This is a genomic window from Arthrobacter sp. Dra40 (genome assembly GCF_059091905.1).
Genome location: NZ_JBNHHB010000505.1, coordinates 1 through 1,205, shown reverse-complemented (window position 1 = coordinate 1,205; position 1,205 = coordinate 1). Strand labels below are relative to the sequence as shown.

The 1,205-nt window shown below is 68.0% G+C and carries 1 pseudogene; it reads left to right on the top strand.

The features are described from left to right. Window positions 1-1,205, top strand: a pseudogene (locus tag AC5RWT_RS37585) (ATP-binding protein); the annotation flags it as partial.

Sequence of the window (1,205 nt, the reverse complement as noted above, 5' to 3'; positions counted from 1 at the left end):
ATGCCGGCAATGCCGCCGAGGAACGGCGAACCGCTTTCAGCTACATGCGCGGAAGGCTGGGTGCGACGCCGGCAGGCGGCGACGGTTCACAGACCGCCACGTTCTACCAGCGGCCCGGCGCCACGTGGTCGGCGGTCTGTCTGACATTCGACAACGCCTTGGGCCAGACCACCAGCCTGGCCGTGCTGCTCGACCTGCCCGCCAATGGCACCGAACACAATGTCGGCCGCTTCTATGCCCTGCACCATAAGGCGCTCGACATTGATGCCTTGGAAACCGGCATGCTCGGCCGGTTCACCAAGACCTCGCTTGAGGCCCTGATGCCCGGGAGCCAGGTTTTTGATTCGCACAAGGCTTTTGCAGAACGCTTCCGGCAGGCGCTGGGCATTGATCAGGAAAAGGCCTTCGGCTTGCTGCGGACTCTGCAGACCGGGAAAGGCCTGGGCGGGACCGTCAACGACTTCTTCCGCAACCACGTGCTGGACACGCCCCGAACGCTGGCCGCAGCCGAAGAAGCCGTGGAGGACTTCAGCCACCTCAGCAGCATCAGGCGGCAACTGGAGCGCGCCCGCCAGCAGCGGGACCTGCTGGCCCCCGTGCCTGCGCTCCACCAGCAGCTACGGAAGGCCCAGTCCCAGCTCGACCGCAACCGGGCCGTGACCGATGAGGCACTGCCGCTCTACCGGCGCCGCCTGGCGCGGGACTGCCACAACCGGCACATCGACCGGCTGGAAGCGGAAGCAACGGCAGCTGCCGGGGCCCTCTCAGCGGCCGAAGCGGCGCGGGCAGAGCTCAAACAGAAGGCGGCACAGCTGACGGCGCGGTACGGCAGCGAAGGTGGCGCCGCCGTCGCGACCTTGGAACGGGAACTGGCCGCGGCCCAAGCCGAGCTGCGGGCCCGTCAGTCAGTCGAAGACGCTTTCCGGGCAGAGCTGGAGACCGCAGCAATCGACGCCGATTTCAGCCCGGGCGGTGTCGCGGCTGCCCGCAGCCGTGCCGCCGTGCTGGCCAAGGAGCTGGCCAAAGAGGCCGAATCCGCCCGCGAACGCAGCAACGATGCGCAAGGCGAAGCGTGGGCCTTGAAGGGCCGGATCCGTGCGCTGGAGGACGAAATCGAGTCCTTCCGCCGCCGTACCAGCAACATCCGCCCGGACAGCCTGGAAAGGCGACGGCAGCTCCGCGATGACCGTGGTCAGGCCGCGCTC